Annotated in this window: 23 protein-coding genes; 13 read left to right on the top strand and 10 right to left on the bottom strand. The window is 67.7% G+C overall.

The window, feature by feature from the left end:
* Positions 1 to 92 precede the first annotated feature (92 nt).
* Genes D0C15_RS12275 through D0C15_RS12265 form a run of 3 tightly spaced genes read left to right on the top strand, consistent with a single transcriptional unit; the run spans position 93 to position 2850 of the window.
* Positions 93 to 1148, top strand: a complete 1056-nt coding sequence (locus D0C15_RS12275; RefSeq protein WP_116044246.1) for a metal ABC transporter solute-binding protein, Zn/Mn family — start codon at positions 93 to 95, stop codon at positions 1146 to 1148.
* Complete coding sequence (locus D0C15_RS12270; protein ID WP_116044244.1) at positions 1145 to 1969, top strand: metal ABC transporter ATP-binding protein; 825 nt, start codon at positions 1145 to 1147, stop codon at positions 1967 to 1969. The genes D0C15_RS12275 and D0C15_RS12270 overlap by 4 nt, the downstream gene beginning before the upstream one ends.
* Positions 1969 to 2850 (top strand): metal ABC transporter permease, encoded by an 882-nt coding sequence (locus D0C15_RS12265; protein WP_116044242.1) that lies wholly within the window; start codon positions 1969 to 1971, stop codon positions 2848 to 2850. The genes D0C15_RS12270 and D0C15_RS12265 overlap by 1 nt, the downstream gene beginning before the upstream one ends.
* Here D0C15_RS12265 and D0C15_RS12260 read toward each other — a convergent pair.
* The 3 genes from D0C15_RS12260 to D0C15_RS12250 form a co-directional block, all read right to left on the bottom strand.
* Positions 2837 to 4072 carry a DUF445 family protein gene (locus tag D0C15_RS12260; RefSeq protein ID WP_116044367.1) on the bottom strand — a complete coding sequence of 412 codons (1236 nt, stop codon included), beginning with the start codon at positions 4070 to 4072 and terminating at the stop codon, positions 2837 to 2839. The two genes, D0C15_RS12265 and D0C15_RS12260, sit on opposite strands and share 14 nt — an antisense overlap.
* A 56-nt stretch (positions 4073 to 4128) precedes the next feature.
* The gene (locus D0C15_RS12255; protein ID WP_211323181.1) at positions 4129 to 5304 is read right to left on the bottom strand and encodes a DUF445 domain-containing protein; all 1176 of its coding nucleotides are present in this window, start codon (positions 5302 to 5304) and stop codon (positions 4129 to 4131) included.
* Between the two features lie 143 nt (positions 5305 to 5447).
* Entirely contained in the window at positions 5448 to 6677 is a 1230-nt protein-coding gene (locus D0C15_RS12250) for a DUF445 family protein (protein WP_116044237.1), read from the bottom strand.
* Between the two features lie 111 nt (positions 6678 to 6788).
* Between D0C15_RS12250 and D0C15_RS12245 the strand changes: the two genes are divergently transcribed.
* Complete coding sequence (locus D0C15_RS12245) at positions 6789 to 7763, top strand: coiled-coil domain-containing protein (RefSeq protein WP_211323179.1); 975 nt, start codon at positions 6789 to 6791, stop codon at positions 7761 to 7763.
* Between the two features lie 386 nt (positions 7764 to 8149).
* The gene (locus D0C15_RS12240) at positions 8150 to 9586 is read left to right on the top strand and encodes an MFS transporter (RefSeq protein WP_245975717.1); all 1437 of its coding nucleotides are present in this window, start codon (positions 8150 to 8152) and stop codon (positions 9584 to 9586) included.
* A gap of 65 nt (positions 9587 to 9651) precedes the next feature.
* On the opposite strand, the gene D0C15_RS12235 is transcribed toward D0C15_RS12240, so the two are convergent.
* From D0C15_RS12235 to D0C15_RS12225, 3 genes are all read right to left on the bottom strand, one after another.
* Positions 9652 to 11112 (bottom strand): FGGY-family carbohydrate kinase, encoded by a 1461-nt coding sequence (locus tag D0C15_RS12235; RefSeq protein WP_116044234.1) that lies wholly within the window; start codon positions 11110 to 11112, stop codon positions 9652 to 9654.
* 90 nt (positions 11113 to 11202) lie between these two features.
* Complete coding sequence (locus D0C15_RS12230; protein WP_116044231.1) at positions 11203 to 11994, bottom strand: DeoR/GlpR family DNA-binding transcription regulator; 792 nt, start codon at positions 11992 to 11994, stop codon at positions 11203 to 11205.
* A gap of 46 nt (positions 11995 to 12040) precedes the next feature.
* Positions 12041 to 12670 (bottom strand): histidine phosphatase family protein, encoded by a 630-nt coding sequence (locus D0C15_RS12225; protein WP_116044229.1) that lies wholly within the window; start codon positions 12668 to 12670, stop codon positions 12041 to 12043.
* Positions 12671 to 12770: 100 nt separating this feature from the next.
* Between D0C15_RS12225 and D0C15_RS12220 the strand changes: the two genes are divergently transcribed.
* From D0C15_RS12220 to D0C15_RS12185, 8 genes are all read left to right on the top strand, one after another.
* Positions 12771 to 13466, top strand: coding sequence for an HAD family hydrolase (locus tag D0C15_RS12220; protein ID WP_116044227.1), 696 nt, complete (start codon positions 12771 to 12773; stop codon positions 13464 to 13466).
* Positions 13463 to 15217 (top strand): dihydroxyacetone kinase family protein, encoded by a 1755-nt coding sequence (locus D0C15_RS12215; protein ID WP_116044225.1) that lies wholly within the window; start codon positions 13463 to 13465, stop codon positions 15215 to 15217. Before D0C15_RS12220 ends, D0C15_RS12215 begins: the two co-directional genes overlap by 4 nt.
* Positions 15217 to 15681, top strand: a complete 465-nt coding sequence (locus D0C15_RS12210) for a ribose-5-phosphate isomerase (RefSeq protein WP_116044223.1) — start codon at positions 15217 to 15219, stop codon at positions 15679 to 15681. Before D0C15_RS12215 ends, D0C15_RS12210 begins: the two co-directional genes overlap by 1 nt.
* Positions 15682 to 15783: 102 nt before the next feature.
* Positions 15784 to 16815: a 2-hydroxyacid dehydrogenase gene (locus D0C15_RS12205; protein WP_116044221.1), complete on the top strand. Its 1032-nt coding sequence runs from the start codon at positions 15784 to 15786 to the stop codon at positions 16813 to 16815.
* Positions 16816 to 16821: 6 nt separating this feature from the next.
* Entirely contained in the window at positions 16822 to 18288 is a 1467-nt protein-coding gene (locus D0C15_RS12200) for an FGGY-family carbohydrate kinase (protein ID WP_116044218.1), read from the top strand.
* Positions 18289 to 18939 (top strand): class II aldolase/adducin family protein, encoded by a 651-nt coding sequence (locus D0C15_RS12195; RefSeq protein ID WP_116044216.1) that lies wholly within the window; start codon positions 18289 to 18291, stop codon positions 18937 to 18939.
* A gap of 414 nt (positions 18940 to 19353) precedes the next feature.
* Positions 19354 to 20061 carry a hypothetical protein gene (locus tag D0C15_RS12190; protein ID WP_116044214.1) on the top strand — a complete coding sequence of 236 codons (708 nt, stop codon included), beginning with the start codon at positions 19354 to 19356 and terminating at the stop codon, positions 20059 to 20061.
* Positions 20062 to 20288: 227 nt separating this feature from the next.
* Positions 20289 to 20711 (top strand): acyl-CoA thioesterase, encoded by a 423-nt coding sequence (locus D0C15_RS12185; RefSeq protein ID WP_116044212.1) that lies wholly within the window; start codon positions 20289 to 20291, stop codon positions 20709 to 20711.
* 120 nt (positions 20712 to 20831) lie between these two features.
* Here D0C15_RS12185 and D0C15_RS12180 read toward each other — a convergent pair whose 3' ends face one another.
* The 4 genes from D0C15_RS12180 to D0C15_RS12165 form a co-directional block, all read right to left on the bottom strand.
* On the bottom strand, positions 20832 to 22268 hold the full coding sequence (locus D0C15_RS12180) for an MBOAT family O-acyltransferase (RefSeq protein WP_116044209.1): 1437 nt from the start codon (positions 22266 to 22268) through the stop codon (positions 20832 to 20834).
* Positions 22269 to 22439: 171 nt separating this feature from the next.
* Entirely contained in the window at positions 22440 to 23396 is a 957-nt protein-coding gene (gene rlmB, locus D0C15_RS12175) for a 23S rRNA (guanosine(2251)-2'-O)-methyltransferase RlmB (protein WP_116044206.1), read from the bottom strand.
* Between the two features lie 6 nt (positions 23397 to 23402).
* A complete protein-coding gene (gene cysS / locus D0C15_RS12170; protein ID WP_116044204.1) occupies positions 23403 to 24791 on the bottom strand; it encodes a cysteine--tRNA ligase in 1389 nt (462 codons plus the stop codon).
* Between the two features lie 46 nt (positions 24792 to 24837).
* Positions 24838 to 25524, bottom strand: coding sequence for an HAD family hydrolase (locus tag D0C15_RS12165; RefSeq protein ID WP_116044202.1), 687 nt, complete (start codon positions 25522 to 25524; stop codon positions 24838 to 24840).
* Positions 25525 to 25644: the final 120 nt, after the last annotated feature.

The following is a 25644-nucleotide window of genomic DNA, read 5'->3' as shown; positions in this document are numbered from 1 at the left end:
ACCCGATGGGGTAAAGTGAATTCGACAACGGTTTCCATTAGCTACACGTTGTGCCCGAACCTTGCCGCCAAGCCTGCCCAGGAGTACTCCCGATGATTCCGCGCCGTCGCACCGGACGCCTGCTCACGATGACCGCAGCGGCCACCGCACTCGCTCTCGGCCTTGCCGGTTGTGGCGACGGCGGCGGTTCCGCGACCGGTAACGGCGAGGGTGACGCCATCCCCGTGGTCGCATCGACCAACGTCTGGGGCAGCGTCGTCAGCGCTGTCGGCGGTGACCAGGTGTCGGTGAAGTCGATCATCGACGACCCCGCTGGCGATCCGCACTCCTACCAGGCCAGCGCGGAAGACGCCGCTGACGTGCAGGACGCTCAGCTGGTCCTCTACAACGGGGGCGGCTACGACGACTTCTTCGCCGGCCTTGCCGAGCAGGCCGACGATGCTCGCAAGCTGGTCGCTTTCGATATCTCCGGCAAGGCAGCGGAGGAGCCTCACGCCGAGGAGGGTCACGCGGAGGAGGCCCACGCGGAGGAGGGTCACGCGGAGGAGCCTCACGCCGAGGAGGGCCACGCCGAGGAGCCCCACGCCGAGGAGGGCCACGAGGGACATGCGCACGGCGAGGTGAACGAGCACGTCTGGTACGACCTGGAGACAGTCGGCAAGGTCGCCGGCCAGCTCGCGACCCAGCTCGGTGAGTTGCGTCCCGAAGCAGCGCAGACGTTCACCGACAACGCCGCGGCGTTCCAGAGTGAGCTCGACGAACTCGGTGGCCGGGTCGAGAAGATCGGCGCGGAAAAGGGTGGTGCTCACGTGCTCGCCACCGAACCCGTCGCGCACTACCTGATCGAGGCCGCGAAGCTCGACAACGTGACGCCCGCCGAGTTCTCCAGGGCCATCGAGGAGGAGACGGACGTCCCGGTCGCCGCGCAGAACCAGGTCAACGAGCTGTTGGCGGGCAATGAGGTGCAGCTCGTGCTGAACAACGTGCAGACCGTCACTCCGGTGACCGAGCAGGTGACCAAGAAGGCCGGCGAGGCGGGTATCCCGATCGTTTCGCTGACCGAGACCTTGCCCGAGGGTGAAACCGGCTACATTGCCTGGATGAGCAAGCAGCTGGACGAGCTGGCGGGAGCCCTGAAGAGTTCATGACCGGCGCCGCCGTCGAGATCAACGATGCCGGGCTGAGTTTCGGCTCACGAACTCTCTGGTCCGGACTGGACCTGCGGGTCGAGCCCGGTGAGTTCCTCGCTGTGCTCGGTCCCAACGGTTCGGGCAAGACCAGCCTGCTGCGGGTGCTGCTCGGCCTGCAGCGGTTGTCCGCCGGCTCGGTGGAGCTGGCCGGCAGGCCTCCTGGCAGAGGAAACGCCCGCGTCGGCTACATCCCCCAGCAGCGGGCGATGGACGAGGGCCTCACGCTGCGCGGCACGGACCTGGTGGGGCTCGGTCTCGATGGTCATCGGTGGGGAACCGGCCTGCGCCGGATGGTCGAGCGGCGCAGGCGGGTCGCGGAAGCGGTCGCCTCGGTCGGTGCCGAGTCCTATGCGGACAGGGCGGTCGGCAGGCTCTCTGGCGGAGAGCAGCAGCGGCTGCGGGTCGCGCAGGCACTCGTCGGCGGCCCGGACATCCTGCTCTGTGACGAGCCGTTGTTGTCACTGGACCTCGCGCACCAGCGCGCGGTGAGTGAGCTGATCGACGCCCGCAGGCGCGAGGCGGACACCGCGGTACTGTTCGTGACCCACGAGATCAACCCCATTCTGTCCCTTGTGGACCGAGTGCTGTATCTGGTGAACGGCGAGTTCCGGATCGGCACGCCGGGCGAGGTGATGAACTCAGAGACGCTGTCTCAGCTGTACCGGACACGGGTCGAGGTCATCAGGGTCGGCGGGCAGATCCACATCGCGGGAGCGCAGAGCGGGTTGTGTGAGGACGACGCACACCACCACTTGGACGAGCGGGTGTCGCAGTACTGATGGAGAAATTCTTCGACTTCGAGCTGACCGCGCGGCTGCTCAACCTCGATCTCGTGCACAACGCCCTGCTCGCCGCGGCCGTGCTGGGACTGGTGGCCGGTGTTCTCGGTCCGCTGATCGTGATGCGGCGGATGTCGTTCGCCGTGCACGGCACGGCCGAGCTGGCCTTCACGGGTGCGGCGGCGGCGATGCTGGTCGGTAGCAGTGTCGCCTACGGCGCACTCGGCGGCGCGATCGTGGCGGCGCTGCTGCTCGGTCTGCTCGGTGGGCGGGAGGCCGATCGGGACTCGGTGATCGGCGTGATCCTGTCCTTCGGGCTCGGCCTCGGCGTGCTCCTGCTCTTCCTCAATCCGGAGCGGACGTCGAACAAGCTCGGCATCCTCATCGGCCAGATCGTCGCGATCGAACCGGCCGATCTGACCGCGCTCGTGATCGCCGCGGTGTTCGTGCTCGTCGTGCTCGCACTGATCTACCGGCCGCTGTTGTTCGCGAGCGTCGATCCCGCTGTCGCCGTGGCCAGGGGAGTGCCGGTGCGGGTGCTCTCGCCGATCTTCGCGGTGCTGGTCGGCATCGCCACCGCACTCGGCGTGCAGATCGTCGGGGCCCTGCTGGTGGTCGCGCTCATGGTCACCCCGGCTGCCGCCGCGGCCCGCATCACGGCGAGCCCGTTGCGGGCGACGGTGCTGGCCGTGGTGTTCGCCGAGACCGCCGCGCTCGGCGGGATCGTGCTCTCGCTCGCGCCAGGCGCGCCGGTCAGCTTCTTCGTCACGGCCATCTCGTTCACGATCTACCTGCTGTGCAGGCTGGCTTCCTACCTCCGCGACCGCGGCCGCCGCTCGAGTCCTGAAGACTCTGACGTGGCCGGCGTCAGTGCAGCATGAGCAGGACCTGCAGTTCGCCGACGATGCCGCCGATGAACGCACCCACGGCGATGAGCTTCCACTCGTCCTGACGGAACGCAGGACGCAGCAGGCCCTCGTACTCCACCGGGGTCAGCTTCAGGATGCGCTGTTCGATCATGGTCGCGACGTTCGGTCCGAGGACGGATTCGGTCAGGTAGGCCTGCGCGTGCCGGACGGTCTCGGGCATCCGCTGAGCAGCCCGGGTCGCCGCGGCCTGCTTGATCTCCTGCAGCCGCTGCCCACCCACGGTCAGTGAGACCACCGGCCGCGCCATCGCGACCTGCTGGTCGACCGCGGCGGCCACGGTCCGCTGGATCATCGCGAGCAGCCGGTCCGAACGTGGGCCGTGCAGGATCGACTCGGTCAGGTTCGCGGTGGTGAGCACCTCGTTCGCGATCAGTTCGCCGTACTGCCGCGCGACCTCGGCCTGCCTGCGCTGGAACTTGCCCTGCAAGCGGTAACGACCGAAGAGCCAGACCGGCTCCCGTGGCACGAAGATCAGTTTGATCGCCAGCCAGTCGGTGAACAGCCCGATGGCCGCGCCGAAGATCGGCATCACCAGGGGTTCCTTCGTCAGCGCCCAGACGATCGACTGGACAATGCCGAGGGCGAAGCCGAAGTAGATGCCGGTTCGTGCGATGAACGCCATCTCCGGGCGCGAGGTCTCCCGGATCAACCGGACCAGCAGCGCCTTGTCCCTGGTCAGGTACTGCACGGTCATGTGCTTGACGTCGAGTACCTCGTCCAGGTTGTCCCGCAGTTCGACGATCAGCTCCCGGACCAACCGGGGCGAGGAGGCCTGAATCTGCTTGATCAGCAGTTCCTGCGCCATCGAGGGCAGCACTTCCCACACCCGCGGATGGTGCTCGGCCAGTACGTCACGGGCGATGTCGTCGATGGCGCGCAGCAGCGGCTGTTCGATCTCCCTGGTGAAGCGGTCGGGGTCGAGCCGGTCGAAGATTTCCTTGACGTCGAGCAGATTCGAGGTCAGCAGGTCCGTCGCCACCGCGGCCATCCGGCCACCGTGCCGGGGCACAACGCCCTGCCAGCCGAGGAAGGGCCGGACGCCGACGAACTCCAGCGGCCGGAACATCATCTCGATAGCGACGCGTTTGGTGACGTAACCGATCAGTGCGGCGATGAACGGGATCGCGGCATACAGCTGCCAATGCTGTGCGAGGTCGTCGAGAACGGCGTCCACGCACACCTCCCGCATCGGTAGCCGGATTACCTGACGCGCAGAGTATCTGTGGCGCTCTAGTGCAGCAGGAGCAGGACCTGCAGCTCGCCGACGAGACCACCGATCACCGCGCCGACCGCGATGAGCTTCCACTCGTCCTGCCGGAACGCCGGGCGCAGCAGGCCCTCGAACTCCAGCGGGCTCAGCTGCCGCATCCGATCCACGATCGTGTTACGCACGTCCAGCGCCCGGATCGCGTAGTCCTCCGCATAGCGCACGGTGTGCGGCACCTGTTCGGCCGCCCGCTTCGCCGCGGCCTGCTTCATCTCCTGGAACTTCCTGCTGCCGACAGCGACGGCGACCACGGGTTTGACGACGCTGGCCTGCGAATCGATCGTGCGCTGCACCTCACGGGTGATCATCTGGAACAGCCGGTCGGACTTCGGTCCGGTCAGTACTGCCTCGAGGAGATTCGGCACGGTGATGATCTCGGTGGCGATCATCTCGCCGTAGTCGGCGGCGACCTGGTGACGTCGCTTCTGGAAGACGCCCTGCCAGGTGTAGAAGCCGAAGAACGTCCTCGGCTCGCGCGGCAGGAAGATCATCTTGAGTGCGAGCCAGTCGGTGAACCAGCCGATCAGCATGCCGAACGCGGGCAGCACCAACGGCGATCTGGTGAGCGTCCACACAACGAGCTGCACGATGCCGAGATAGAAGCCGAACACGATTCCCGACCGGGCGATGAAGGTCATCTCCGGCCGGGAGATGTCCCGGATCAGGCGGTTGAGCAGGGCCTTGTCCCTGACCAGGTTGGTCACCACCATGTGCTTGAGATCGAGCACGTCCTCGATGTTGTTCGAGATCTCGCGCATGATCTTGGCGATGGCCTTCGGCGCTTCCGCCTGCACCCGGTTGAGCAGCAGTTGCTGCGCGCCGACCGGCATCATCTCCCACAGGCGTGGCTGGTACTGCTCCATCACCTCGCGGGTGACGTCCTCGACCACCCGCAGCAATGGCCGTTCGATCTCCTTGGCCACCTGGTCGGGGTCCAACCTGGAGAAGATCTCCTTCGGATCGACCAGGTTGTTGGTCAGCATCTCGGTGGCCGTCGCGGCCATCCGCTCCGCGTTCGCGGGCAGCACTCCCTGCCAGCCGAGGAAGGGCCGGATACCGACGAACTCCAGCGGCCGGAACATCATTTCGATGGCCACGCGTTTGGTGACGTAGCCGATCAGCGCGGCGATGAAGGGCATGCTGGCGTAGACCTGCCAGTGCGCACTCACGTCCGCCACGATGGCGTCGACGTCCACCGGGTCTTCCTCCCACCGTTCGCGACTTCCCCGCCGGGAACGTTAGCTGGCATCCTGCCAACCGCTGCTTCCGCCTCGGGCAGGACTCAGTGCAGGAAGAGCAGGACCTGCAGTTCGCCGACCAGGCCACCGATCACGGCGCCGACCGCGATGAGCTTCCATTCGTCCTGTTTGAACGCCGGTCGCAGGATGCCCTCGAACTCGATCGGGGTGAGCTGCTGCATCTTCTCGACGATGGTGTTGCGCACGTCCAGCGCGTCGGTGGCGTAGTCCTCGACGTGCTCAACGGTCTGCGGCAGGTACTCGATGGCCTTGGCCGCCGCGGACCGCTTCAGCTCCTGGAACTCCCTGCCGCCGACCGCGAAGGCGACGATCGGCTTGGCGACACTCGTCTGTGTGTCGATCGTGCGCTGCACCTCACGCTGGATGAGTGCGAAGAGCCTGTCCGACTTCGGCCCGGTCAGCACGGCCTCCATCACGTTGCGGACCGTGAGCACCTCGTCGGCGATGAGTCCGCCGTAGTCGAGGGCCACCTGCTTGCGGCGCTTCTGGAACAGGCCCTGCCAGCGGAAGAACAGGAACCCCTTCGGTTCGCGCGGGTAGAAGATCATCTTCAGTGCGAGCCAGTCGGTGACGAAACCGGTGATGAACCCGAAGATCGGCATGATCAGCGGTTCCTTGGTCAGCGCCCAGGCGACCAGCTGGATCAGTCCGATCGCGAACCCGAACCAGATTCCCGAGCGCGCGATGAACTTGAGCTCAGGCTGGGCCACTTCCTTGATCAGCCGGCAGGTCAGATCCTTGTCACGGACCATGCTGGTGATCAGCATGTCGTTGACATCGAGGACCTCGTCGATGTTGTTCGACAGCTCGCGCATCAGCCTGGCGACCACCTGCGGCGCCTGCGCGCGCACTCGGTTGATCAGCATCCGCTGACCCTGTGCGGGCAACATCTCCCACAGCCGTGGCTGATGCTGCTCCATCACTTCCCGCGTGATCTCCTCCACGGCCCGCAGCAGCGGCTGCTCCAGCTCTCGGACGAGTTCGTCGGGATCGAGCCTCGCGAAGATCTCCTGCGGGTCCACCAGGTGCTTGGTCAGCAGGTCGACCGCGGTTGTGGCCATGCGGCGGGCGTTCGCCGGGATCACGCCCTGCCAGCCGAGGAAGGGCCGGACGCCGACGAACTCCAGCGGCCGGAACATCATCTCGATCGCGACGCGTTTGGTGACGTAACCGATCAGTGCGGCGACGAACGGGATGGCCGCGTAGATCTGCCAGTTATCGGCGAGATCTTCGAGGATCGCGTGGAAGTCCAATCCCGCTCCCTACTCTTCGCACGGCTGTGCGCGCTCACGGTACTTGCCGGAAACGTAATGCAGCCGAATGGCGGTATCCGATCCGACATGCGAACTCACTATGGTTTGCGGATGCCAGCAGCCGACAAGCCTGAACCGGCCCCCGCGACCTCCCCCTTCGCCACCGCCTTCCGCGGTTACGACCAGCAGCAGGTCGACGAGCGGATCAAGAAACTGACCCGTGACCTCGAGGACACCGCGCAGAACCGCGACGAAGCGGTCGCGTCGCTCGCCGAGTTGTCCAAATCACTCAGACAAGCCCAGCAGGATCTGGTGGAGTCGAAGTCCGCCCTCGGCAGGCTCGCCGCCAACCCCTCGGGCGCCACCGCGATGACCGAGCGAGTCCGGGCGATGATGACTCTCGCCGAGGAGGAGATCGCCGAACTGCGCGCGAAGGCCGAGAAGGAGGCCGAGCAGACCAGAGGGGCAGCCGACTCCTACGCCGAGCGCACGCGTGAGGCCGCGGACAAGCTGGCCGACGAGAAGAAGGTGGAACTGGAGAACCGCCGTGCGGAACTCGAGTCCGAGTTCGAGGCCCGGCACGCCAAGCTGACCGCGGAACACGACCAGTTGATGGCCGACGGCCGTACCGAGGTGGACCGGCTCGCGCAGCTCGCCGAGCAGCGCCGCGACAAGCTGGACGAGGAAGCGGCGCAGCGTCGATCCGCCGAGGAGAAGAAGACCGAGGAGACACTGGCAGCCAAGACCGCGGAGGTCGAGAAGGCCGCGAAGGAGCGGGAGGCAGACGCCGAGAAGCGGTCCACCTCCATGATCACCGACGCCGAGAACCAGCTCGCCGACGCCGAGAAGCAGCGCACTCAGGCCATCGCACTGCGCCGTGACGTCACCGAGCGGCTGACCGCGACGCAGACGGCAATGCAGGACGCCATGCGGCAGCTGGGTGCGCTGGAAGCAGGCGCGGCCGAGGACAACGCGAAGAAGCCGGGAGGCAGGCCGGCCCCTGCCGCCGCCGGCACGGAGAAGTCCGAGAAGTCCGAGAAGGCAGAAAAGCCCGAGAAGGCAGGCAAGCCGGTGCCCGCCAAGTAGCCCAACAGACCCGAGCCGTCCACAGGGGCCGCTCGCGAACCGTCCCGGTGCTCCGGCGCCGCGACAGGCTCGCGAGCGGCCCCTTTTCGCACTTTCCCGGGAAAGCGCGGGTAGGGGTGCCGCGTGAGCTGGGCGGGGCCGGGCCAGGTGTCGCACTTTCCCGGGAAAGCGCGGTACTTGCGCGCGCAAAGATCGCACTTTCCCGGGAAAGTGCGATGCCTCGTTGACGAGCGGCAACGATCTAGAACGAGGTTAAACTAACATCTTGCGTGTTAGTTTAACATATTGCATGATACGGGCTGATGGTAGGGAAACATCCCGCCAACACAGCGACGTGCCTCCAGTGCCAGGCGCCGGCCCGAGTCGTACGTCGCGGTCGCCGCCTGATGCTGTTCGTTCTGGAGGTCAGCATGTCCCAGTCCCCACCTACCGACCGCGGTTCCGGCACGGGCGCCCCGGAGGGTGCCGCAGCGCCGGAACCAGATGACCGGCCACTCACCGGTATCGAGCGCATCGGCATTCCCCGGCCGTTGGTCTGGGGTTTCGTCGCGGTCCTGATCTTCATGATCGGTGACGGCGTCGAGATCACGTATCTTTCGGACTATCTGCAGCAACCGGACGGCGGAGGCCTGCCCGGTGCCCAGGCCTCGTTCGCCACGGTGACCGCCTACGGCGTCGCCGTCATGGTCGCGGCGTGGTTCTCCGGCACGCTGTCCGCGATCTGGGGGCCGCGCAGGGTGATGTGGCTCGGTGCCGGCTGGTGGATCGCCTTCGAAATCATCTTCCTCTTCATCGCGATCCCCACGCAGAACTCGGCGTTCATCATCACGACGTACGCCATCCGCGGGTTCGCCTACCCGCTCTTCGCCTTCGCTTTCCTTGTCTGGGCCCAGATCGCCAGTCCGGAGCGGATGCGGGGTTCGGTCGCGGGCTGGTTCTGGTTCGCTTTCACCGGCGGTCTGCCGACGTTGGGCGCCGCGGTCGCGGCACTGGCCATCGGGCCGTTCGGCATGTCCCTCTACGGGACTTTGGTGCTCTCCCTGGTACTGGTCGCCATCGGCTCGGTGATCGGCTGCTTCTTCGTCCGGGAACCCAGCGGTAGCAAGCCGATCGCCGACGAAACCGTGGAGAACCCCACCAGCCTCAAGCGGCTCTTCGAGGGAGTCGACATCCTCTGGCGCGACCGCAGGGTGCTCGCCGGTGGGCTGGTCAGGATCGTGAACACCGCGCCGCAGTACGGCTTCTTCGCGATGTTCCCGTTCACCTTCGGGGTGGAGGCCACTGACGGCGGCTTCCTCAGTGCCGCGGAGGTCTCCTCGCTCAGTGCCATCGCCTATGGCGCGAACATCGCGGCCAACCTGTTCTTCGGCGTCTTCGGTGACTTCTTCGGCTGGCGCAGGACCGTGACCTGGTTCGGCTGCCTCGGCTGTGCGGTCGCCGCGCCGCTCTGGTACTTCGGCGCGATGGCGGCGGGCACGTTCTCCGCGGCCGCGGCGTTCGGCGTGCTCTACGGCGTGTTGCTCGCCGGTTTCGTGCCGCTCTCGGCACTGATGCCGTCGATGGTGCCCACAAAGGACAAGGGTGCGGCGCTGGCCGTGCTCAACTTCGGTGCCGGTGGCGCCGCGTTCGTCGGCCCCTTCATGGTGACGCTGTTCTACCCGTTGTTCGGCGGCGGTGGTGTCGCGATCACGTTCGGCGCGCTGTACGTGCTCGTCGCGGTGCTGTCGACCAGGCTGAAGGACGGCAGCGACCCACACGAGAAGAAGAAGGCGCGTCTGGCGCGTGCACAGGCGGCCGAAACCCCGGCGGTCGCCCCGGCCTGACCCACGGGAGTGCCAGGTGAAGGCACCTTGTCCGCGTTCGCCGCGGACAAGGTGCCTTCACCGCGTCATCGAACCGCGGTGGTCAGCAACTCGTCGTCGATCCAGCCCCGGTTGTGCAGTTCCGTGCAGAAGCGGCGGTAGGAGCCGGTCAGCGCGTCCAGTTCGGCCGGTTCCGGGTCGACCAGGCTGGTCGATCCCGGAAGGTCGCGGCACGCCTCGCTCAGACCGCCGGACAGCAGCGTGGCCGCGGCGAGCAGCGCGGCACCGTAGCCGGTCTCAGCGCTCTCGCTCACCCGCAGGCTCAATCCGGTCACGGTCGCCCTGATCCGGTTCCACAGTGGACTACGGCTGCCGCCACCGGCGGTGAACAGCGGCGCCGTCACCTCGAGGCCGAGCCTGCGCACGTGATCCAGTGCCAGGCGTTCCACGAACGCGACGCCTTCCAGCCGCGCACGATGTGCCTCGGCGGGGCTGTCCGCCTCCCCGAGACGGAAACCGCGAGCCGCTGCCGAGACGAAGGGGAACCGTTCGCCCTGCCTGCGCAGGGGGTAAGCCACAGTCCTTGCCGGACCCAGTTCCGCCGCCGCGGCGTCGAGCGCGGCCAGATCGGTCGTATCGGCCAGTGCCTCGCCGCCGGTGTTCGCCGCGCCTCCCGGCAGCCACCAGCCCTGGGGATGCCGATGGCTGTACATCGCCTCGGTGTGGTCGGCGACCAGATCGGTGCTGACTCCTTTGAGGACATAGGTGGTGCCGAGAATGCCGACGAACTGACCCGGTTCGCAGGCGCCCGCGGCGAGTTGCCCCGCGCATCCGTCGGTCATTCCCGCTACCACAAGGCAGCCTGGAGGCAATCCCGTCGTCTCGGCGGCAGCGCGGCACACCTCGCCGAGTACGGACGTCGGTGCCACCACGCCGGGCAGAAAGTCCGTGGAGACGCCGAGCGCGTCGAAGACCTCGGCCGGCCACTGTCCGGCCAGCGCGTCGTAGCCGCTCTTGAGTGCGTGCGAGGAATCCGTGGCCACCGGATGCCCGGTCAGGCGTGCGCCGATCAGCTCAGGGGTGTGCCGGACCGCCACCGCGGCGGGAATGTTGTCGCGCAACCAGGCGATCCGGCCGAGCGCGGCCGTCGCCGATGGCGCGAGGCCGAGACGGGCCCAGCGGTCCGCGCCCAGCGCGGCCGCCTTCGCGTTGTACGGCGCACCTCGGCGGTCGTCGTACATCAACGCTGGTGAAACGGGCCGTTCCGCGGCATCCACCGCTACGACCGTGCCTGACGTCGCGGCAACCGACACCGCCCGTACCTCCGCGCCGCGATGCGGCAGCCGGGCGGTGACCTCGGCGAGAGCGGCCTCGACACTCGGCCACCACACGCCGGCGTCAGCCTCGCTGTGACCGGGCTCGGCACGCACGGGAGCAGGTAGGTCGTACGAGGCCGAGGCCAGTACAGAACGGGTGGGCACGTCCAGGGCGACCGCGCGCACGCCCGCGGTCGCGACGTCGACCCCGATGGTCACCGGTCCACTCATGGCGCCGCCAGGTGCGCGCGCCCAAATAATCATCATGAGTGTTAATTTAACGCACTTGATGAGATATTGGGAATGCGCGCGACGGGAATCTCAGCGCGCCACGTCGACCGCGGTACGGCTGCGCAGCTCCTCGAGCAGCTGACCAGGTACGCCGGAGTCCACGATCAGCCGGTCGTAGTCGGACACGGGAGCGAGCCGGTGCAGCGCCGATCGCGGCATCTTGCTCGAGTCCATCAGCAGCACCTTGGTCTCGGCGCTGGCCAGCATGACCCGCTTGACCATGACGATTTCCGGTTCCTGGTGGAAGGTCATCTCGCCGTTCATCGACGACGTCGAGACGAAGGTGGCGTCCACGGTGATTCGCTCCACCGCCTCCAGGCAGGGCATGCCGAGGAAGGAGTCGTGCGTGCTGGAGTAGTCCCCGCCGATGCAGATCAGCCGGATGTCCTCGACGTTCTTCAGCACGTCGATGGTGCGGAGGTAGTTCGTGGCCACGGTCAGCGGCGCCACCTCGGGCAGCAGCTTGGCCAGCGCCAATGCGCTGGTCGAGTCGTCCAGCAGGATCGACATGCCCGGTTCGACGTACGTCAACGCCTGGCGGGCGATCGCGGCCTTCGCTTCGACGTGCGCGCCGAGCCGGTACTCCGCGTTGCTCTCGAACACTGTCGACGGCTGGGCCGAGACCCCGCCGCGGAACTTGCGCAGCAGACCGCGCCGGGCCAGCTCGTCGAGGTCGCGGTGCACGGTCATCACGCTCACCCCGGTCAGCTCCGCGAGTTCGGCCGCCGATGCGGACCCCTTCTCCACGACGTAATCGGTGATGCGCTGCTGCCGAATGCTCCGAGAGCGTGCACTGCCGCCGCTCGACGTCTCGCTGCTCATCCGGTCAATATCTCAGAGCTTGTTTCGCGCCGCGCGACCACGACCGTCAAAGACCGCCGTCGACCGGCAGGTTGAACCGTCGCAGGGCGGTCCGGTCGCCGTCGATGCCGATCTCGGTGAGCGCGCAGTTACCCAGCTGCGGGAACACCGTGCGGTAGGTCGAAAGCGGAATGCCCAGCAGCAGGCACAGCGACAGCCGGAGCAGGGTGTTGTGCGCGACGACCAGCACAACGTCGTCGCCCGCCTCGGCCGCGATCACCCGCAGCGCCTTGGCGCCCCGCTCTGCCGCATCCGCAGGTGGCTCCGAACCAGGAAAGGCGCCGTGCACCGGGTCGGCGCGGAAACGGGCCACCAGTTCCGGCTCCTGCGCGCGCACCTCATTGAGAGTCCGGCCCTCCGCGACCCCGAAATGCACCTCGCGCAGTTCCGCGGAGATTCGGGGGGACAGGCCGAGTGCCGCGGCCGCGGGCTGTGCCGTTGCCCGTGCGCGGCCCTGCGGTGAGCAGTACAGGGCGGTGGGTCTGTGCGCCGCGTCCAGTCCTCGGACGAATTCGGCCAGCGCATCCGCCTGCGCCAGCCCGGTCCGCGTCAGCTCGACCTCGCTGGTTCCGGCATACCGGTTCTCGGCATGCCATTCGGTCTGGCCGTGCCTGGCCAGGAGCAGTCGGGTCGGCATCAGGTCTCCAGTCTCGTCGATTCGTACCGCGCCACATGATGGTGACAGATCGCGTCTAGAGTGTTAATTTAACATCGAACATGTGAAAGGGGTTGTTTCCATGGCACTCGCCGCGGTGGTCTTCGACATGGACGGGGTTCTTGTCGACAGCGAGCACCTCTGGGAGGAGAACTGGGTCGCGTACGCAGCGCGGCACCAGGTCGAGTGGACGGACAGTGACACCGCCACGGTGCAGGGCATGAGCGCCCCCGAGTGGGCGGCCTATCTCGCCGAGCGAAGCGGGACTCCGGAGACGCCGGTCGAGGTCGAAGACGCGGTGGTCGACGGCATGATCGCCGCGATCGAGGCCGGTCAGGCCCCGCTGCTGCCGGGCGCCGACGCGATGGTGCGCGAGGTCAGTGCACGCGTTCCGATCGCGATGGCCTCCTCGGCGGCTCGCCGTGTGATCGACGCGATTCTGCACACGCACGATCTCGAGCGGGAGTTCACCGCGACCGTCTCCAGCGCGGAGGTGGCGCGCGGCAAGCCGAGTCCGGACGTCTACGCCGAGGCGGCCTCGCGGCTCGGGCTGCGTGGGGCCGACTGCCTCGGAGTCGAGGATTCCAGCAACGGCATTCGCGCCGCTGCCGCCGCGGGTCTCACCGTGGTCGCGCTGCCCAATCCGACCTATCCGCCGAAGCCCGACGCGCTCGAACTGGCCAGCGTCGTGGCGCGGGACAACGACGAGGTGCGCCGGACACTGCTCGCATACCTGGCGGGTGAGCTCGTCGCCACCGATGCGGGAGGCATGCCATGACGGTCCTCGGAACCGCGCAGACCTTCAAGCGTGACTGGCTCGACGGGTTCGTCACCGCATACGGCCGGACCGTGCGAAAGGTGCCGGATGCGTACGGCGTGATCGGCAGGCAGGTGCCACGCCAGGGCAAGGTCGCTGTCGTCATCGGTGGTGGCTGCGGGCACTACCCGGCCTTCGCCGGTCTGGTCGGTCCCGGGCTGGCCGACGGCGCGGTGATCGGAGACGTCTTCACCAGCCCCAGCGCCGAGCAGGTCTACCGGACGGCGAAGGCCGCCGACGGCGGTGCGGGCGTGCTCTTCGGCTATGGCAACTACGCGGGCGACGTGCTGCACTTCGGCCTCGCCGCACGCAGGCTGGCGGCCGAGGGCATCGACAGCCGCACGATTCTGGTGACCGACGACATCGCCAGCGGTTCGGCCGAGGACGCGGAGAACCGGCGTGGTGTCGCAGGTGACTTCCTGGTCTTCAAGATCGCGGGAGCCGCCGCGCAGCGCGGTGACGACCTGGCAGGCGTCCACGCCGCGGCAGTGAAGGCCAATGCCAGCACCCGCACCTTCGGAGCCGCGTTCGGCGGTTGCACGCTGCCGGGAGCGGCAGAACCCCTGTTCCGCGTTGGCGAGCAGGAAATGGAACTCGGTCTCGGCATTCACGGGGAGCCGGGGGTGCGTACGGTCGGCAGGCTGGACGCGGCCGAACTGGCGGACGAACTCGTGGACGGGCTGCTGCCCGAACTGCCACTGTCCGGCAGCGACGGCAGGGTGGTCGTGCTGCTGAACGGACTGGGGCGCACCAAGTACGAGGAAATGTTCGTCACCTATACCCGGGTGCACGAGCGGCTGGCCGCGGCCGGGCTCAACCCGCTGCACACCGAGGTCGGTGAGTTCGTCACCTCCCTGGACATGGCGGGGGTCTCCCTGTCGGTCATGGTGCTCGACGACGAACTCGCGGAACTGTACTCCGCGCCCTGTGACACTCCGGGCTACCGCAGTACCGGTGCTGTGCTGGAAACCGTGGAACTGGAGTCCACTGTGGATGCCACTTTGACCGGCGCCGAAGGCGCGGCGGGAGAGGGCCTCGCCGATCAGGTGCTCACCGCGGCGCTGGCCGCGGTCACCGAGGCCGAGGACGAGCTCGGCCGGCTCGACGCGGTCGCGGCCGATGGTGACCACGGGCTCGGTATCACCCGAGGTATGCGGGCCGCCGTTGCCGCCGCCCGTGCGGCCGAACAGGACGGTGAGCCCCTTTCCGGTGCGCTTCTGCGTGCCGGCACGGCGCTTGCCGACGCCTCTGGAGGTGCGTCCGGCGCGCTCTACGGTGTCCTGCTCGCCGAGACAGGAGCGGGTCTGCGGGGGCTGGATTCGGCGGAGATCACCGCGACGGCCGTGGCTGACGCGGTGGACAACGCCGCGAAAGCGTTCGTGGAGCTGGGAAAGGCCGAGCCGGGGGACAAGACGATGCTCGACGCGATCGAGCCGTTCCGCAGAGTGCTCAGGGAGCAGGCGATCTCCGGTGCTGCTGTGGCCGATGCCTGGTGCGAGGCCGCGCAGCGGGCAGCGGGAGCCGCGCGCGAGACAGCCGACCTCGTGCCCGCGAAGGGCAGGGCCGCCCGGCTCGCCGAGCGGAGCAAGGGACACGCCGATCCGGGCGCGACCTCGTTCGCGCTGATCGTGACTGCCGTCGGTGCGGCACTGACGTCTCGAACACCGGCGTCTCGAACACCGGCGTCTCGAACACAGGCAGGGGAAAGCTGATGCGAGTTGTGGTGGCGGCGGACAATGCCGGTGTGGAGCTGAAGAACGCGGTGCGTGAACTGCTGCGGGCCGATGAGCGGGTCAGTGAGGTGACCGACCTCGGCGTCGCCGACGCCGGGGACGATCGCGCCTATCCTGTGCTCGGTCTCGCGGCCGCGGAGGCCATCGCACGGGGAGAGGCGGACCGGGGCGTGCTCGTATGCGGCACGGGAATCGGCGTGGCGATCTCGGCGAACAAGGTTCCGGGGGTCAGGGCCACGGTGGCGCACGACTCCTATTCGGCGGAGCGCTCGGTCAAGTCGAACAACTGCCAGGTGATCACCTTCGGCGCGCGGGTGATCGGGCCGGAGCTGGCGAAGAAGATCGTGACCGAGTGGATCGGTTACACCTTCGACCCGGAGTCGGCCAGTGCGGGCAAGGTCGCGCACATCACCGACTACGAACAGGCCCACGTGGCCTGCTGACCAACCCGCACTTTCCCGGGAAAGCGCGGTAGTTGCACACGCCGTGTATCGCACTTTCCCGGGAAAGTGCGATCGACACGAACAGTGAGAGGAACAACGACGTTGCGGGTACTCGCTGCGGGAGACGAATTCGTCGGCACCGATCTGTTGGTCGCCGCGGTCCGGGCGGAACTGGGCACGGCGGCGGAGTGCGCCGAGCTGTCCCTGCCGTGGCCGATCGAGCCATTCGGCCCGGTCGGCGGTGTGCAGGAGGCCAGCGGCACTGAGGAGCAGGTGATCGAGGCCCTCGGCGGCACCGAGGCCGTGGTCACCCAGATGGCACCGTTCACGAAGAAGGTCTTCGCGGCCGCGCCGGGGCTGAAGCTGGTCTCGGTGTGCCGGGGTGGCCCGGTGAACGTCGATCTCGCCGCTGCCACCGAGGCGGGCGTCGCCGTGACCTATGCCCCTGGTCGCAACGCGACGGCCGCCGCCGAGTTCGCGCTCGGCATGATCCTGGCCGCGATGCGCCGGATCTCGACGTCCTCGGCCGAGCTGCTCGGCGGAACCTGGCGCGGGGACTACTACGCGTACCCGAATGCCGGCGTCGAACTGGAGGGCACGACGGTTGGTCTGGTCGGATACGGCGCGATCGGCTCGCGCGTCGCGCGGGTGCTGGTCGCTTTCGGGGCGAAGGTGCTCGTGTCCGACCCCTTCGCCGATTCCGCGGCCATCGCGGCCGACGGTGCCGAGGTCGTGGAGCTCGACGAGCTGCTGCGCCGCAGTTTTGTGGTGAGCCTGCACGCACGGCTGACCGAGCAGACGCAGCACCTGATCGACGCCGACAAGCTGGCGCTGCTGCCGGAGGGCGCCGTGCTGGTGAACACCGCGCGAGGTGGCCTGCTGGATTACGCCCCCCTGCCGGAGGCGTTGCGCACGGGCAGGCTCGGTGCGCTGGCACTGGACGTCTATGACGTGGAGCCGCCGCCGGCGGACTGGGCCCTGCGGGACGCGCCCAACGTCATCGCCACCCCCCACCTGGCCGGGGCGAGCAGGCAGACAGCCGAGCGCGCGGCGAAGATCGTCGCCGCCGAGCTGGGCCGCTACGCCCGTGGCGAGGCGCTCGCCCATGTCGCCAACCCAGACGTCCTCGGGTAGGCGGCCATGACGACCAGCAACGGGCACATCATCGGTGTCGACATCGGCACCTCGCTGACCAAGGCGGTCGTATTCGACCGTGCCGGGGTCTCGATCGCCGAGGCGTGCACCCCGTCGGAGGTGCACCACCTGCCGGGTGGCCTGGTGGAGCAGGATCTCGAACAGGTGCTGGGCACGGTCGCCACCGTCGTCCGCGAGGTGCACGGGCAGCTGGACGGACCGGTGGTCGCACTGGCGCTGACGGGACAGGGGGACGGCCTGTGGCTGCGCGATGCCGACGGCAGCCCGGTTCGTCCCGCGATCTCCTGGCTCGACGGCCGGGCGAACTCCCTGCTGGCCAAGTGGCAGGCGGAAGGAGTGACGCGGGAAGTATTCCGCCGCACCGGTTCCGGACTCTTCCCGGGCAGTGCCGCCACGATCTTGTCCTACTTGGACAAACACGAACCGGAGTCCCTCGATCGCGCCGTGGTCGCGGGATACTGCGTGGACGCGGTGTTGCAACGGCTCACCGGCGAGATCGCTGTGGACGTCTCAGACGCCTCGCTGCCGTTCCTGAACCCGGCGACCCGGCGCTACGACGAGGAAGCCATCGCGGCCTGCGGGCTCACCCACCGGCGGCACCTGCTCGCCGAACCGGCAGCGCCACGGACCGTGTTCCGCCTCGACGCGCGAGGTGCCGAACTGCTCGGGCTGCCCGCCGGACTCCCGGTCACCGCGGGCCCGTTCGATCTGCCGGCCTGCGCGATCGGGGCCGGTGTGTCGCAGGTCGGCGACGGGATCCTCACCGCGGGTACGACGCTGGCCTGCCAGGTGCTCACCGACAGTCCGGAGTTCGACCCCGAGGGTGAACCGGCCGGAATGTTCCTCTGCACTCCGACAGTGGGCGAGTTCCTGCGCGCGATGCCGGCCATGGTCGGGACCGCGAGTCTGGACTGGGCCTGCGGAGTGCTCGGAATCGAGGTGAACCAGGTGAGCGAGCTGCTTGCCGAGAGCAGCCCAGGTGCGGGTGGCGTGCGCGTGCTGCCGTTCCTGTCGACCTCCGGTGAGCGGGCGCCGTTCGTGGACGCGGCCGCGCGGGCACAGTTCTCCGGGCTCAGCCTGGAGTCCACCCGTGCGGACATGATCCGCGCACTCTGCGAGGGAATCGCCTACGCCGCAAGACATTGCTTCGAGGCAGCCGGACTTTCCGGAACGTTGTACGCCTGCGGCGGCGGAGTGCGATCCACCGAGTGGACCCAGATCTTCGCCGACGTACTCGGCAGGCCGATCGTGATTCCCGGCGATCCGGGAGTGGGCGCTCGCGGCGCGGTCCTGGTCGCGGGCGAGGCACTGGGTGAGCCGTTCGACGCCGAGTTGTGGGCCGCCAACTCTCGCACGGTCGAGGCACGGCCGGAGAACACGGCCGTCTACCAGCGTGGATATGACGAATACCAAGCCGCTTTGGCAGCGGCGCGAGAGCAATGGAGGCTCTAGGTGCTGCTGGGTGACGAGCGGGCCGAGGTGTGCGAGTACGCGCGGAAGATGGTGGCCGACGGGCTCGTGGTGGGAACGTCGGGAAACATCTCGATGCGATCGGGCGAGCTGGTGGCGGTGACTCCCACAGGGGTGGACTACACGTCCCTCACGCCAGAAGACATTCCGGTGGTGTCTCTCGACGGATCCGTCGTGGACGGCTCGCTCAAGCCGACCAGTGAACTCCCGATGCACCTTGGGATCTACACCGGGGCAAGCGATCCCGACGGCAAGGGAATCGCCGCATCGGTGCATACGCACTCCGTACATGCCACAGCGGTGTCCACACTGGTCGACGAGGTACCGCCGATCCACTACATGCTCGCCACGATCGGCCCGTCCGCCCGTGTCGCGGCCTATGCCACGTACGGCACGCCGGAACTGGCCGAGTCGATGCTGAAAGCCCTGGACGGCAGGCGAGGCTGCCTGCTGGCCAACCACGGAACGATCACCTACGGGGACACGCTCGACGCCGCCTACCATCGTGCGGAGCAGCTGGAGTGGGTATGCAGGTTGTGGCTGCTCGCCCGGTCCTCGGGAACTCCCACTCTGTTGCCGGGACAGGAAATCGAACACATCGTGGACCGGCTACGCGGTTACGGTCAGGGCTGAGCTCCTTCGAGAATCTCTAGTGGACCCCGGCGGAAATCTGTTGCCAAGCCGGGGAGCGGATCCCGGCGGGATCGACGCGGTACTGGATGAGCCGCCTGCCCCCGCGCAGCCGGACGGTGGATATCCGAGCGGCGTTGTTACTGGTGCAAGCGTTTGCGCGGCAATACTTCCTGGGCAGTACGGAGGCCGGTTTCGGCGCTGGCAGCTGTAACCAGCGTGTCCACTGTAGACGTCGCAGACAGTGAGCCGGGCTGACTGGCGGTCACGACGAGGGCTTCGCCGACCGGCGGTCTCGACTCGATCGGCGGTATGCCGACACGGAGGGTGCACGCGGCGGCGGCCTGATCGCCGCCCGGGCGTCGGAGTGATAACGGAGATGGTGCGCTTCCGGCCGCGCAGGTGCACTATGTCCCAATGGATCCGATGGGTGAGCAGGTGTCGCCGCCAGTGGACTTTCCCATCTACGGCCTCGACTGGGGATGGCGAGGTCCGCGGTGGCTCGACTTCTTCGAGGGACGGCCTGGTGAGCCGGTATGGGCGTTGTGGCTGGGGCATCGCGAGGAAGGTGGCGAGCACGGTGTGCGTGTCGGCACCTTGCCCCGCGATCGATACGACAGTGCGTTGTCGCCACGATCGGGTGATCCTCTCGTCGCTGTAGCTTTCAGCGCCGCGTTCGGTCTCATCAACCTCACGTTGCCGGACGGTTCGGTGCCACGTCCGGACGGTTTGATTCCGGCGATGGTGGAGCACGCGGAGGAGCAGGCGAAGCGGCATGCGCAATGGCCGCGCGTGGCCTGGGACATTGGCGGTCGTTGGGCACAGGCGTCGATCTGGTCGTTCGCCGGAGCCTGGGCCGGCTTCACCGATCTGCTGGACGATGCTTATCTCGTCGCGATCGGTATCGGAGTTCAGCCGGAGGGTATGCGGTTGGTTCCGGTGGGAAGCAACGCCAAGAACTACGGAATCGACCTCGCGGCTCCGCTCGACGCGACAGAACTGGCCCGGCAGCGCCATGTGCGGCCCGACACCTGGCTGCCGCCCCCGCGGCGGGACGCGTTCCATGCGGACCAGCTGGCGCTCGTCCCGGGAACCCGGCAGCGGCCGTCACCGGTTCCGCGTTAGCAAAACGGGCGCGGCGCGAGCTCGCGAAAACTGGTTGCGACCATCCGCGTCGGTCGACGCATGGCGAACCGTGATGATGCCGTTGCCGCCGCGACCGGCCTCGGAGAAACCGCCGATTTCCCCTGCGACGGAGGGGCCGGGTGCGGTTGCGGCGTTGAACCGGACTGTCGGTGTCGAGGGCTAGCCTGCGCGGTACACACAGATCGGCCGGGAGGGGAGCTTCGCAAATGCCCGATGACTTTCGAGTTCGTATCGGCGTTCGCACCTACGAACTCGACGCCCAAGGGCACGTAAACGGCGCGGTGTACCTGCAATACGGTGAGCACGCTCGGTGGGAATGCCTGCAGGCGGCGGGCATAACCCAGGCGAAGTTGCATGCACGTGGGGTCGCACCGGTGCGCATCGAGGAAACCGTGCGGTACCACCACGAACTACGCGCCGGCGACGAGGTGGATGTGTCCTGCACGTTCGTCTGGGGTGAGGGTAAAGCTTTCCGGGTCCAGCAGGACGTCCGTCGAGAAGACGGCACACTCGTGGCCGAGGTGGCCAACGTCGGTGGCGTTCTCGACCTCACCACCCGCCGCCTGGTGAAGGACCCTGGCGAGCAGTTTCGATCGCTGGCCTCGGCCCCGCACCTGCTCGGTCTGTGAACCCGGGTCACTTTCCCAGTGTGGCAGAACAACATCGTTGTCTGTCTACATTGGACAACATTCGAGTCGTGCCGCGCCTGACGGTTTCGCTGGGACGATTCCCGGCAGATCGGCCTGGCTCTAGAACTGGTAGTACAGGAACGGGCTGAACGTGCCCGTGGCGACGAGGACGGCGGCGTAGAACAGGCCGACGGTCATCACGCCGACGCGCAGTACGGTCGCGGAGTTGGTTCGCGAGGACTCCAGCATCGGCCCGGTCACCGGGTGCGCCGGTAGTGCGAAGACCGCGAGGGCCGCCAGCAGGAGCACCAGGCGCTGGTTGGTCAGCGCGGACTCCACGACGTCGGTCAGCCCGCCGAAGTCCGGCAGCAGCATGTGCCCGATCATCGTCAGGGCCTGACCGAGGTCGGGGGAGCGGAACAGGACCCAGCCGAAGATCACCAGCACCAGTGTCAGCACTCGCCTTCCGGCACGTTTGCCGGGCCGCTCCGGCGTCTGCTCCCAGCCGAACGCTCGCTCGATGATGAGCAGTGCGCCGTGGTAGACGCCCCACATGAGGAAGGTCCAGTTCGCACCGTGCCAGAGGCCGGTGAGGACGAAAACGATGCAGAGGTTGCGGTACGTTTTCCCGATTCCACCGCGGTTTCCGCCGAGCGGGATGTAGACGTAGTCGCGGAACCAGCGCGAAAGCGACATATGCCAGCGCCGCCAGAACTCGGTGATGGTGACCGAGGAGTACGGCCTCGCGAAGTTCTCCGGCAGCCGGAAGCCGAGCATCCGGCCGAGGCCGATGGCCATGTCCGAGTAGCCGGAGAAGTCGAAGTAGAGCTGCAGCGTGTAAGCGATCGCGCCGAGCCAGGCGACCGCGAACGTCATCTCGTCGGATGGCGTGGCGAAACACGCGTCCACCATCGGCGCCAGCGAGTCGGCGATGATCGCCTTCTTGCACAGGCCGAGCGCGAACCGGGGGAATCCGGCGGCGACGTCGTCGAGCCGGTGCAGGCGCTGCTGGGGCAACTGGTCGGCGATCTCCCGGTAACGCACGATCGGCCCGGCCGCCAGCTGCGGGAACATCGCGATGTACGTCGCGAACGACACCGGGTTGCGCAGTGCCTGCCGCTCGCCGCGATAGATGTCCACCACGTAGGAGATGTGGTGGAAGGTGAAGAAGGAAATACCGATCGGCAGCGCCAGCTGCACGATCGGGAAATCGCCGCCGAGCTGCTGGGTGAACCAGGCGATCTGCTCGGTTGCGAACCCGGCGTACTTCCAGACCACCAGGATCGACAGGTCGAAGGCGATTACGCCGATGAGCAACCAGCGGCGCTGCTGGTCCGGCCGCATGTCCCATTCGTCGGGCTGCAGTCTCGGCCCCGCCGCGAAGTTGACCACCATGCAGGCCAGCAGCAGCAGCGTGAACGCCCCGGCACCGGTCGCGTAGAAGATCAGGCTGCCCGCTGCGACGATGCCGTTTCGCCAGCTTCTGGGGCACACCAGCACGGCGAGCAGTACCGCCGGCATGAAGTACCACAGGAACAGTGGCGAGACGAACGACATGCTGGACGGGCCCCCTGGTCAGCGTTCTACAGTCCTCGCCTTTGGTTGAGGCGAGGACGTCGTGACCCTAGCCGAGGCCCTACCCCGTTGGAGTGAGGAGTAGCAGGAAAGTCGCCATGGCCACGTTACGGGCAGCTGCGAGCCCCGAAGCGGCCATGGCGGCGTCCGGCGTCAGATACGGCCGGCCATACGCCTGCGGCGTGCCACCTCGGCGAGCAGGACACCCGCCGCGACGGAGGCGTTCAGCGACTCCACACCCGCCGCCATCGGAATGGACACCGTCTCGTCGCAGGTCTCCCGGACCAGCCGGGACAGCCCTCTACCCTCGGAACCGAGCACGATCACCAGCGGATCAGCTGCCAGGTTCAGCTCGTCGATGTCCACCGAGCCGTCCGCGTCGAGGCCGACGATCATCAGCCCTTCCGCGGCCCACGACTTCAGCTGCCGGGTGAGGTTCGTCGCGACGGCCACCGGCAGCTTGGCCGCGGTTCCCGCGCTGGTCCGCCACGCCACCGCCGTCATCCCGGCGCTCCTGCGCTCGGGAAGCAGCACGCCGTGCGCACCGAACGCGGCGGCCGAACGGATCACCGCACCCAGGTTGCGCGGGTCGGTCACCCCGTCCAGCGCGACCAGCAGCGGTGCGTTTCCGGAGTCCTGCGCCGTGGTGAGCAGGTCGTCCGGGTGCGTGTAGTCGAACGGCGGCACCTGCAGGCCGAGGCCCTGGTGCATCGCCTTGCCGGTCTTGCGGTCGAGTTCCTCTCGCGGGATCTCCAGGATGGAGATGCCCTTGTCCGCCGCCATCCGCACGGCCTCGGTGACCCGGTCATCGGCGTCGATGTTCAGCGCCACATATAGGGCGGTACCAGGGACATCGGCGCGCAGCGCCTCCACCACAGGGTTGCGCCCAGCGATGATCTCCGGTCCTTCGGCCTTCTTGTTCCTGGCCTTCTCTGCCTTGGCCACGGCCGCGGCCTTGCGCTGCTTCGGGTGCCCTGGCCGCTGATCGGCCTTCGGGGTCGGCCCCTTGCCTTCGAGTCCCTTGCGTCGCTGGCCGCCGGAGCCGACGACCTGCCCCTTCTTGGTACCGGGTTTGCGAATCGCGCCCTGGCGTCGGGAGTTGCCTGCCATTGTTCCTCAGTCCTTAATAGTCCACATAGGACCGTTTGCGGTGTCTTCCACCGTGATCCCGGCGCTCTGCAACTGGTCCCGCACCGCGTCCGCCCGAGCGAAGTCACGATCGGCACGCGCCTGCTGCCGTTGTTCGAGTAGTCCCTCGACGAGCACGCCCAGTGCCTGCCGGGTGCCGGTGTCGTCGCCCACACCCGTCGTCCAGGTCCGCGCCAGCGGATCGACGCCGAGCACGCCGACCATCGCTCGCACCGTCGTTGCCAGTTCGAGTGCCTTCGAGATGTCGCCCGAGTCCAGTGCGGCGTTACCGTCGCGCACCGTGTTGTGCAGCACGGCGAAGGCCTGCGGGGTGCCGAGGTCGTCGTCCAGCGCGGTCGCGAAGTCGGCAGGCACCTCACCGACACTCACCTCGCCCGCGGTTCCGGCGACCCTGCGCAGGAACTGCTCGATCCGCCGGTAACCCTGTGCCGACTCGGACAGTGCGTCGTCGGAGTACTCGATCGTCGAGCGGTAGTGCGGCTGAATCAGGTAGTACCTCAGCTCGACGGGCCGGTAGCGGCGCAGCATCTCGGGGATGGCCACGGTGTTCCCGAGCGACTTCGACATCTTCTCGCCGGAGAGCGTCACCCAGGCGTTGTGCAGCCAGAAGCGGGCGAAGCCGTCACCGGCGGCGTGTGACTGCGCGCGCTCGTTCTCGTGGTGCGGGAACACCAGATCGACCCCGCCGCCATGGATGTCGAACTCGGGCCCCAGGTAGTTGGTGGCCATGGCCGAGCACTCGAGGTGCCACCCGGGCCTGCCGGAACCCCATGGCGTCGGCCAGGACGGTTCGCCGGGCTTGGCCCGCTTCCACAGCGTGAAGTCCCTCGGGTCACGCTTGCCGGTCGCCTGGTTCTCCCCCTGCTGGACGTCGTCCAGCCGCTGCCCGGACAGTTCGCCGTAGTTCGGGAAGGAGGTGACCGAGAAATAGACGTTGCCGTCGGCTGCGTAGGCGTGATCGCTGTCGATCAGCCGCTGCATCAGCTCGATCATCTGGGTGATGTGACCGGTCGCCCTCGGCGCGATCGACGGTGGCAGGCAGCCGAGCACCTCGTAGGCGTCCTCGAACGCGCGCTCGTGGGTCGCGGCCCACTCCCACCACGGCCTCTCCGCGGCTTCGGCCTTGTCCAGGATCTTGTCATCGATGTCGGTGACATTGCGCACCATGAGCACGTCGAGTCCACTGTGGATAAGCCACCGGCGCAGCACGTCGTAGTTGAGTGCACCCCGGATGTGTCCGATGTGCGGAATTCCCTGCACCGTGGCACCACACACGTACATGGACGCCGTTCCACTGCGAGCGGGGTGAAACTCCCGCACGTCCCTGGCCGCGGTGTCGTATAGGTGTAGGACCACCCTGAAATGGTACGGGTCACCTCAGCCGGGACGCAGTGAAGGCCAGCTAGAGGACGTCGTGCGCCCGCAGTGCGGCGAGCAGGCCGTCCTGCCGTTCGGTGGTGGGTGACGGCTCGACCAGGGCAAACGCGCACCCGAGTTCCACGGCGGCGCCGTCGGCCTCGGCGCTGTCGCCGACCATCAGTGTCCGCTCGGCCGAGGCGCCAAGCCGCTCCAGCGCAGTACGGAAGATCGCCAGGTCCGGTTTGATCGCCGCGACCTCGAAGGACAGCACGAACTCCTGGACGAACGCGTCGAGCCCGCGCTCGATGAACGCGGGCCGGATGTCGAACGCGATATTGCTGAGCACGCCGACGGGCAGTCCCCGGTCCGCGCAACCTTTCAGTACGTCCGCCGTGTCCGGGTACGGCGTCCACTGGCTGGGGTCGATCAGCCGGTCGTAGAGGGCTTTCGCCTGCTCGACCTGCGGCACCCCGGACTGGCGCAGCACCTCGAGGTAGACCTTGCGGTGCAGGTCCGGATCGAGGTCGCGGTTCTCCCAGGCGTGCTGGTGCTCCGCGGAGAGGTCGACGACCTGGCCCACCGGCGCGGTCATCCGCCGCATCAGCTCGGTCTGCGCCTCCACGTCCAGCGGGTCGCCGCCCGCGTCGGTGAGGTGGTCCAACCACGTCTCGTCCTGCTCGAGACGGAACAACGTGCCGGAGAAGTCGAAAAGAACAGCCTCGATGGTCACGCCCCAAACACTACGTGGTTGCGCTTCGGGGGCGTTGTAGTTCCCCAATGTGGCTTTGGGGAACTACAACGTCCCCAATGCCACATTGGGGACATCCTGAGCAGGCCCGCGCACGGCTTC

This window comes from Amycolatopsis palatopharyngis (assembly GCF_003385185.1).
GTDB classification, from domain to species: Bacteria; Actinomycetota; Actinomycetes; order Mycobacteriales; family Pseudonocardiaceae; genus Amycolatopsis; species Amycolatopsis palatopharyngis.
Note: the sequence above shows the minus strand (reverse complement) of the source record. Positions and strands in the feature narration are given on the sequence as shown.